8 protein-coding genes and 2 tRNA genes are annotated in these 8,567 nt (G+C 70.2%); 4 read left to right on the forward strand and 6 right to left on the reverse strand.

All coding sequences use genetic code 11. From position 1 onward, the window contains the following. The 6 genes from HUV01_RS09075 to aroA all read right to left on the reverse strand — a co-directional run. Positions 1–597, reverse strand: a 597-nt coding sequence (locus HUV01_RS09075) for an ABC transporter substrate-binding protein (protein WP_254606525.1), incomplete at its 3' end; no start/stop codon positions are given. Further along, positions 571–653: transfer RNA gene (locus tag HUV01_RS09080), tRNA-Leu, on the reverse strand. The genes HUV01_RS09080 and HUV01_RS09075, both read right to left, overlap by 27 nt. A gap of 152 nt (positions 654–805) precedes the next feature. Next, positions 806–1,090, reverse strand: coding sequence for an HU family DNA-binding protein (locus tag HUV01_RS09085; protein WP_174297972.1), 285 nt, complete (start codon positions 1,088–1,090; stop codon positions 806–808). A gap of 131 nt (positions 1,091–1,221) precedes the next feature. After that, positions 1,222–2,931, reverse strand: coding sequence for a 30S ribosomal protein S1 (gene rpsA / locus HUV01_RS09090; RefSeq protein WP_174297966.1), 1,710 nt, complete (start codon positions 2,929–2,931; stop codon positions 1,222–1,224). A 251-nt stretch (positions 2,932–3,182) separates the two neighbouring features. Further along, positions 3,183–3,857 carry a (d)CMP kinase gene (locus HUV01_RS09095; protein WP_174297967.1) on the reverse strand — a complete coding sequence of 225 codons (675 nt, stop codon included), beginning with the start codon at positions 3,855–3,857 and terminating at the stop codon, positions 3,183–3,185. Continuing rightward, entirely contained in the window at positions 3,854–5,236 is a 1,383-nt protein-coding gene (aroA, locus tag HUV01_RS09100) for a 3-phosphoshikimate 1-carboxyvinyltransferase (protein WP_174297968.1), read from the reverse strand. Before aroA ends, HUV01_RS09095 begins: the two co-directional genes overlap by 4 nt. A 114-nt stretch (positions 5,237–5,350) precedes the next feature. On the opposite strand from aroA, the gene HUV01_RS09105 reads away from it, so the two are divergent. The 4 genes from HUV01_RS09105 to HUV01_RS14950 form a co-directional block, all read left to right on the forward strand. Next, the gene (locus tag HUV01_RS09105) at positions 5,351–5,668 is read left to right on the forward strand and encodes a TIGR02300 family protein (protein ID WP_174297969.1); all 318 of its coding nucleotides are present in this window, start codon (positions 5,351–5,353) and stop codon (positions 5,666–5,668) included. A 138-nt stretch (positions 5,669–5,806) separates the two neighbouring features. Next, a tRNA-Ala gene (locus HUV01_RS09110) sits at positions 5,807–5,882 on the forward strand. Positions 5,883–6,132: 250 nt separating this feature from the next. Continuing rightward, positions 6,133–8,355, forward strand: coding sequence for a TonB-dependent siderophore receptor (locus HUV01_RS09115; protein WP_174297970.1), 2,223 nt, complete (start codon positions 6,133–6,135; stop codon positions 8,353–8,355). A gap of 22 nt (positions 8,356–8,377) precedes the next feature. Continuing rightward, positions 8,378–8,567 (forward strand): PepSY domain-containing protein (locus HUV01_RS14950; RefSeq protein WP_217430966.1); only part of this gene is annotated, 190 nt, incomplete at its 3' end.

Raw genomic sequence — 8,567 nt, forward strand, 5'->3', positions numbered from 1 at the left:
CGTCGGGCGCAGGAGCATGCCCCCGCCCGGCGGCGACGCGACGGGTCGGTACGGCCCGCTGCCGCCGGCGCGCGGCGCCATGATCGCGAGTTCGGGCTGGGCGAACAGCCGCAACAGATCTGGTCGGGGGCGCGACAGGCGGACCTCGATCACCTCGGGCGTCATCTCGACGATGTCGTCGATGGCGGTCAGGAACGGCCGCAGCGGATTGCGCGAGCCGCGCGCCAGCTGGTGGCGCAGGGCCGCGACGACCTGGCCCGCGGTCACGGGCCGTCCATCCGCCCACCGCGCGGCGCGCAGGCGGAAGATGTAGCTGGTGCCGTTGTCGATCACCGACCAGCGTTCGGCTATGCCGGGCTCGATCTGGCCGCCCCCGTCGAACCGCACCAGCCCTTGCGCCACCGCGCCGGCGATCACGCGGGACGCCTCGCCGGGGGGACGGCGCGCCGCATCCACCAGCACCGCCGGCCCGCCGATCGCCTGCACCACGACCGCGCCATCGTCGGGTCGCCGATCGCAGCCGGCGAGCAGGGTGCTCGGCACGAGCAGGGCGACCAGCGCCAGCACGGGTGCGGACGGCGGGACTCGAACCCGCACTGCCCAGGGCAAGGAGATTTTAAGTCTCCGGCGTCTACCGATTCCGCCACGTCCGCGCACGATGCCGCCCGCGAAAGCCGATGTGCCCGGGATCGTCAAGGCAGGACCCGCACGACACGACCGGGACCGTCTCCGGGCTCGTCAGGCACGGCGCGCCGTGCCGACCGGTCGAGGACGCTTCCCCGCGGCGGCGGACGAGGCGGAGCGGCTATTCGTCGAGGTTCAGCCGCAGGAGCATTTCCTTGCCCGGCTTGAAATAGGGAACGCGCTTGGCCGTCACCTCGACCGATTCGCCGGTGCGCGGGTTGCGCCCCGTCCGGGCGGTGCGGCTGCGCGTGGAAAAGGCCCCGAAACCCCTCAGCTCGACCCGTCCGTCGTCGGCCAGGCGCGCGGCGATCTCGTCGAAGAATATCGATACGATGCCGTCGATGTCACGATCGTCCAGACCGGGATTCTCCGCGCCCAGCTTGCGTACCAGTTCCGATCGAATCACCACGACGCTCCCGTTTTCTTGATCCAGGATGCTTTATCGGGCGTTACGTCCCCCGGATCAATCACCTGCCGGCGGTTCCGGAGCGGATCGCCGTCCCCCGGCGGGCTTGCGCCACGCCGGGGGATCGTCGGTCAGCGGTCGCCGCGCTGTTTCAGCGCCTCGCCCAGGATGTCGCCCAGCGACGCGCCTGAATCGGACGATCCGTACTGCGCCACCGCCTGCTTCTCCTCGGAGATCTGCATCGCCTTGACGGAGAAGGTGGGCTTCTTCGACCGGTCGAAGCCGGTCACCATCGCGTCGAGCTTCTGCCCGACCTGGAACCGCTCGGGCCGCTGCTCGTCGCGGTCGCGGCCAAGGTCGATGCGCTTGATGAAGCCGGTGACGCCGTCGTCGCCCTGCTGCACCTCGAGCCCCGCGTCGCGGACCTCCAGCACGGTGACGGTGACGACCTGGTTCTTGCCGACCGAACCGCCGGCCGCCGCTGCGCCGCCCGCCACCGGAGCGCCGCGCTCCAGCTGCTTCATGCCCAGGCTGATGCGCTCCTTCTCGGCGTCGATGTCGAGCACGACCGCCTGCACGGTCTCGCCCTTGCGATGCAGCGCCAGCGCATCCTCGCCCGCGACGCCCCAAGCGATGTCGGACATGTGGACCATGCCGTCGACGTCGTTGTCGAGACCGATGAACAGCCCGAACTCGGTAGCGTTCTTGACCTCGCCCTCGACGGTCGAGCCGATCGGATGGGCGGACGCGAACGCCTCCCACGGATTGGCCTGCGCCTGCTTGAGGCCGAGCGAGATGCGGCGCTTGTCCTCGTCGACCTCCAGCACCAGCACGTCGACCTCCTGGCTGGTGGACACGATCTTGCCGGGATGGACGTTCTTCTTGGTCCAGCTCATCTCGCTGACGTGGACCAGGCCCTCAATGCCGGCTTCCAGCTCGACGAACGCGCCGTATTCGGTGATGTTCGTCACCCGGCCGGTCAGCTTGGCGCCGATCGGATATTTGGCCGACGCGCCGTCCCACGGATCGCTCTCGAGCTGCTTCATGCCCAGGCTGATCCGCTGCGTGTCCTTGTTGATGCGGATGATCTGAACCTTGACGGTGTCGCCGATGTTCAGCGCCTCCGACGGATGCGCGACGCGCTTGTACGACAGGTCGGTGACGTGGAGCAGGCCGTCGATCCCGCCCAGGTCGACGAACGCGCCGTAATCGGTGATGTTCTTGACGACGCCCTCGATGATCTGGCCCTCGGCCAAGCTCTGGATCAGGCCCGAACGCTGCTCGGCGCGGGTCTCTTCCAGGATGGCGCGGCGCGACACGACGATGTTGCCGCGCTTCCGGTCCATCTTCAGGATCTGGAACGGCTGCGGGATGTCCATCAGCGGGGTCACGTCGCGGACCGGCCGCACGTCGACCTGGCTGCCGGGCAGGAACGCCACGGCGCCCGACAGGTCGACGGTGAAGCCGCCCTTGACCCGGCCGAAGATCACGCCCTCGACGCGCGCGGTCTTGGCGAAATCGCCCTCCAGCTTGTCCCAGGCGGCCTCGCGGCGGGCGCGGTCGCGCGACAGCATTGCCTCGCCGTGCATGTTCTCGACCCGGTCGACATAGACCTCGACCTCGTCGCCGATCTTCAGCTCGGCCTTCTGGCCCGGGGCGGCGAACTCGCGCAGCGGCACGCGGCCCTCGGATTTCAGGCCGACGTCGATGACGGCCATGTCGTTCTCGATGCCGGTGACGGTGCCGTGCACCACGCGACCCTCGAAACTGTCGGCGCCACCGAACATGTCGTCGAGCATCGCGGCGAAATCGTCGCGGGTGGGAAGGGCCTGTGTAGCCATGGGTCTGGAGCGTTCCTCGTCGTCGTTGCCGGCCGGCCGGTTGGTTCCGGCGGTCTTCTAGCCATGCCGCGCCGGCCCCGTGCCGATGCGACGCCCGGAGCGCGGGGACTGGCGGAGGAGCGTCGACGGCGTTCCGCGACGGGAACGTGAAAACGGCGCGTGAGAACGATGCCTCCGCGCCTTCCCCCGCGAGCACCTGCCCGCTGGACGCGAAAGCACTACACGGCCGGAGGCATCAAGGCAATCGCCTGTCAGCGCCTGGCGGACAGCCGCGCCTCGACGAGGTCCAGCGCCTTGCGCACCGCCGCCTCGATCGACAGGAAGCTGGTGTCGAGCAGCACCGCGTCGGCGGCCATGGCCAGCGGCGCGGCCGCGCGGGCGCTGTCGCGCTGGTCGCGGGCGCGGATGTCGGCGAGCACCCGGTCGAAGCTGATCGGGTCGAAGCCGTTCGGGTCGAAGCCGGTCGGGCCGGGGCCTGTCGGACCGCCGCGGCCCTTCAGCTCGGCATGGCGGCGCTGGGCGCGGATGCGCGGCGTCGCGGACACGAACAGCTTGGCGTCCGCTTCGGGCGCGATCACCGTGCCGATGTCGCGCCCGTCGAGCACCGCGCCGCCCGGCTGCCCGGCGAAGCGCCGCTGCCGCTGGAACAGCGCCGCGCGCACCAGCGGATGCGCGGACACGATCGAGGCGGTCCGTCCCGTGGCGTCCTCGCGCAGCGCCGGATCGGCGAGCACCGCCTCGTCGAACCCGCAGGCGGCGACCGCGTCCGCCTCCACCGCCGGGTCGAGCTCCATCCGCGCGACGCAGAGCGCGACCGCCCGGTACAACAGCCCGGTGTCGAGGTGCGGCACGCCGTAATGGCGCGCGATGGCGCGCGCGAGCGTGCCCTTGCCCGAGGCGGCGGGGCCGTCGACGGCGACGATCATGCGACTGGCTCCGCCACCCGCCGGTCCGCGTCGGCCAGACGATCGAGCGTGGCGAGGAAGTCCGGGTAGCTCGTCGCGACCGGCGACACGTCGTCCAGCGTCACCGGCGCGGAGCAGTGGAGGGCGGCGACCGCCATCGCCATCGCGATCCGGTGGTCGAGCCGCGTCTCGACGGTCGCGCCGCCCGGAAGGGGCCTGCCGCCGCTGCCGTGGATGACGAGACCGTCGGACAGTTCCTCGACCCGCGCGCCGATGGCGGTCAGCGCGGCCGCCATCGTCGCGATGCGATCGCACTCCTTCACCCGCAGCTCCTCCAGCCCGCGGAAAACGCTGCGCCCGTGCGCGAAGGCGGCGGCGACGAACAGGACCGGGAACTCGTCGATCATCGACGGCGCAAGCTCCGGCGGCGGCTCGATCGCGGCGAGATCCCCGTGGCGCACCGCGACCTCCGCGATCGGCTCGCCGCCGACGGTGCCCCCGTCGTGGAGGACCATGTCGGCGCCCATGAGGGCGAGCGCGCGGAAGATGCCGGCCCGCGTCGGATTGACGCCGACGTTCCCGATCACGAGCCGCGATCCCGGCGAGACGATCGCCGCCACGGTCCAGAACGCCGCCGACGAGGGATCGCCCGGCACGACGATGTGGCACGGCGCAAGCTCTGCCTCCCCGGTCAGCGAGATGACCCGGCCGGCCGGCGTTTGCTCCACCGTCAGTCCGGCGCCGAAGCCCGCGAGCATCCGCTCCGTATGGTCCCGGGTCGCGATCGGCTCCACGACCCGCGTGATGCCCGGCGCGTTGAGCCCGGCGAGCAGCACCGCCGACTTCACCTGCGCGGAGGCGACGGGCAGCGCATACTCGATCGGCACCGCGGGACACAGGCCGCGTACGGTGAGCGGCAGCGTGCCGCCGGGGCTGGCGACGATGTCCGCGCCCATCCGTGACAGGGGCTCGATCACCCGCGCCATCGGCCGGCGCGACAGCGAGGCGTCGCCCACCAGCGTCGCCTGTATCGGATGCGAGGCGATCAGGCCCATCAGCAGCCGGGTCGAGGTGCCCGAATTGCCCATGTCCAGCGCCTGTCCGGGCTGCAACAGCCCGCCGACGCCCACGCCGCCGATGCGCCACTCGACCGGCCCTTCCCCGGACGGCACCCGCTCGATCGTGGCGCCCATCGCGCGCAGCGCGGCGGCGGTGGCGAGTACGTCCTCGCCCTCCAGCAGGCCCGTGACCCGGCTCTCGCCCACCGCGAGCGCGGCGAACATCAGCGCGCGATGGCTGATCGACTTGTCGCCGGGCACACGCACCGTCCCGAACAGGGGACCGCGCGCGGCGATCGTCATCCGCCGTGGCGTGGAGGGCTGTCGGGTGGAGTGCGCCATCGGGGCGGCGCTTTGACAGTCGCCTTGCACCGTGGCAAGGCGCGCCCAATCTTCGGGTCGCCGGTGCATTGCCGCCGCGATCCCACATCCCATCCGACGAAAAGGCATCGCGGCATGATAAAGGCCGAATGGGGCACCAAGCGCATGTGCCCGAAATGCGCGACGCGCTTCTACGATCTGGAGAAGGACGACCCCGTCACCTGCATCAACTGCGGCTATGCGTGGGCGCCCGAGCCGATCCTGAAGTCGAAGCAGCCGATGCCCTTCGAGGCGGCCAAGACCGCCAAGGCGGAGACCAGCGAGGATCTGGCTGGCCCCGACGAGGAACTGGAGGCGCCCGAGGACGAGGAGCCGAGCGCGGACGACGAGGTCGATCTGGGCGGTGACGAGGACCTGGGCGTCGATACCGGCGAGAAGGACGACGACCACTGATCCGTCCGGAGGGTCGCGGAAGGGCGACTCGCAAGGTCGGTACGGCGAAACAGCCGTCGGCGGGCTTTCGATACGCCCGCGACCGCTTGCCAAGCCCGGCGGGCCGGGTTAGGGGCGCGCCTTCCCGGACGGAATATTGGGGCCGTAGCTCAGCTGGGAGAGCGTCGCGATGGCATTGCGAAGGTCTGGGGTTCGATCCCCCACGGCTCCACCATTCCTCTTTTCCGCATGATCGGTCGTCGGCTGGAATAGCGCCGGGCAGGATAGCTCCAGACTGAACGGTCCGGCCTGATCCCGCCAATGGCCGCGAGGCGAAGCCGGCAGCGATCGATCATGCCGGTCCACCATCCCCCTCGTCGACCCGGCAGCTTGGGGCGAGGATAATGGTGTTCGTCGGCGACCATCGTTCATCCGATCGCCCTGCGCTATTGCAAGTCGTTATCAATCGTGGCAGCTTGGCAGCCATGGACAAGACGACGCCGCGCCGACCTGCGCTGATCCTGCTGGCCACCGGCCTTGCCGCCGCCACTCCCGTCCTGGCGCAGGAGCGGCCGGCGGTCGGCGATCCCGGCGCCGAGCCCGGGACGCTGCGTACCGTGACGGGCGAGAACGGCGAGGTCATCGTGACCGCGCCGCAGTATGTGCCGCTCGGCAGCGTCACCGCCACCAAGAGCGACATTCCGCTGATCGAGACGCCGCAGTCGGTATCGGTCATCACCCGCGACCAGATCGACCTGCTCGACTTCGTCGATGCGCAGCAGGCGGTGCGCTATGCCGCGGGCGTCTATGGCGAGAACTACGGTCCCGATGCGCGCTACGACTTCTTCACGGTGCGCGGCTTCACCCCCAAGCAATATATCGACGGGCTCGCCGCGCCGGTCACGACCACCATCTCGTCGGTGGGCGTCGACCTGTACGGCTTCGAGTCGCTCGACCTGCTGAAGGGTCCGTCGTCGACGCTGTACGGCAACGTGCCGCCGGGCGGCGTCTACAACGAGACGAGCCGCCGCGCCTCTCCCGCCTTTGGCGGAGAGATACGCGCGCAGGGGGGAACCGACGATTTCAAGGAGGTCGCCGGAACCGTCACCGGCCCCGTCGCCGACGGGCTCAGCGTGCGCTTCACCGGCCTGTTCCGCGACCGCGACCTCGTCGCCGACCACACGAACGCCAGGCGGGTCTATGTCGCGCCGACCGCGACGTGGCGGATTGATCCGCGCACCACGCTGACCGGCCTCGTCTATTACCAGTATGACAGGAACACGGGCGGCAACGGCGGCTTCCTGCCCGCCGCGGGCACGCTGCTCGCCAACCCGAACGGTAGGATCGGCCAGCGCACCAACCTCGACGATCCGCGCGACGTCTTCGAGCGGCGCCAGTCCGCCGAGGGCTATGAGCTGATCCACGACTTCTCCGACGCGCTGTCGTTCCGCTCCAACGCCAAGTGGAGCCGGTATCGCGAGCGGACGCCGATCGGCATCTATGCCACCGGCCTCACCAACACGACCGACGCCACGCTGCCGACCTATTACCGCACCGTGTCGCAGGCGAACTTCAGCTATGCCGAGGACGTGACGAGCTTTGCGACCGACAACCGCCTGTCGGCCAGCGTGGCCACCGGGCCGCTGCACCACAAGCTGCTGGCGGGCGTCGACTATCGCCGGGTCGACAACGTCGCCGCCTATGGCTTTGCCGGCGCGAACACGATCGACGCGTTCAACCCGGTATACGCCACGCCGGGAACCTCGCTGCTGCCGGGCTATCCCACCCGCTACAACGATCAGGTGCTGAAACAGACCGGCGTCTATGGGCAGGAGCAGGCGCGGCTCGGCCAGTTGTTCGTGACGCTCGGCGGGCGGTACGACCGGGTGCGCAGCGCCTATCTGACGCCGTTCGTCGCGGTCGGCACGCCGGGCGCTCGGACGAAGGCGGACCAGGAGCGGTTCACCTGGCGCGCGGGCGCCGACTACGTCACCGCGAGCGGCATCGCGCCCTATCTCAGCTATGCGACCTCGTTCGAGCCGGTGCTGGGCACCGACTCCGTCACCGGCGGTGCGTTCCGGCCGACGACGGGCCGCCAGTGGGAAGGCGGGGTGAAGTACGACGCGCGCGGGCTGCCGTCGGACGTGAAGCTGTTCGCGACCGCCGCCGCGTTCGACCTGCACCAGGACAATGTCGTCACGACCGGCGCCAACGGCGCGCTGCCGGTGTTCGGCACCCAGTCGGGCCGGGTCGAGGTCTATGGCGGCGAGGTGGAACTCATCGCGCGCATCCGCGACCGGCTGTCGATCAACGGATCGTACAGCTACAACCATTCCGAGATCCAGGCGAGCGGCATCGCCGCCGAGATCGGCCGCCCGCTGCCGACCACGCCCAAGCACAAGGCATCGGTGTTCGTGGACTACGACCTCCAGCGCGGGCCGCTGCGCGGCCTCGGGATCGGCGGCGGCGTGCGCCATACCAGCGGCAGCGCGGGATCGCTGCCCGGCGCGTTCAACCCCGTCGTGCTCTATGGACAGGCGGCGACGTTGTTCGACGTGATCGTGTCGTACGACATGCCGGGCTGGCGCATCGCGCTGAACGGGTCGAACATCGCCGACCGCCGCTATGTCGCGCGCTGTTCGGGCATCAACGCCTGTTTCTACGGTGCGCCGCGCCAGCTGCTCGGCACGGTCACGCGCAGGTTCTGACCGGGGTGGAGGGGAGCGGGACTTGACGCGCCGGACGATCACGATCTGGCTGCTCGTCCACAAATGGTCGGCGCTTGTCTGCACGGCGTTCCTGCTGATGCTGTGCGCCACCGGCCTGCCGCTGATCTTCCATGCCGAGATCGACGGCTGGCTCGACCCGGCCGCGCCGCTGGCGCGCGTGCCGGCGGGAACGCGCGCGCCGGACCTGGACG

Source organism: Sphingomonas bacterium, assembly GCF_903643035.1.
Taxonomy (GTDB): Bacteria; Pseudomonadota; Alphaproteobacteria; order Sphingomonadales; family Sphingomonadaceae; genus Sphingomonas.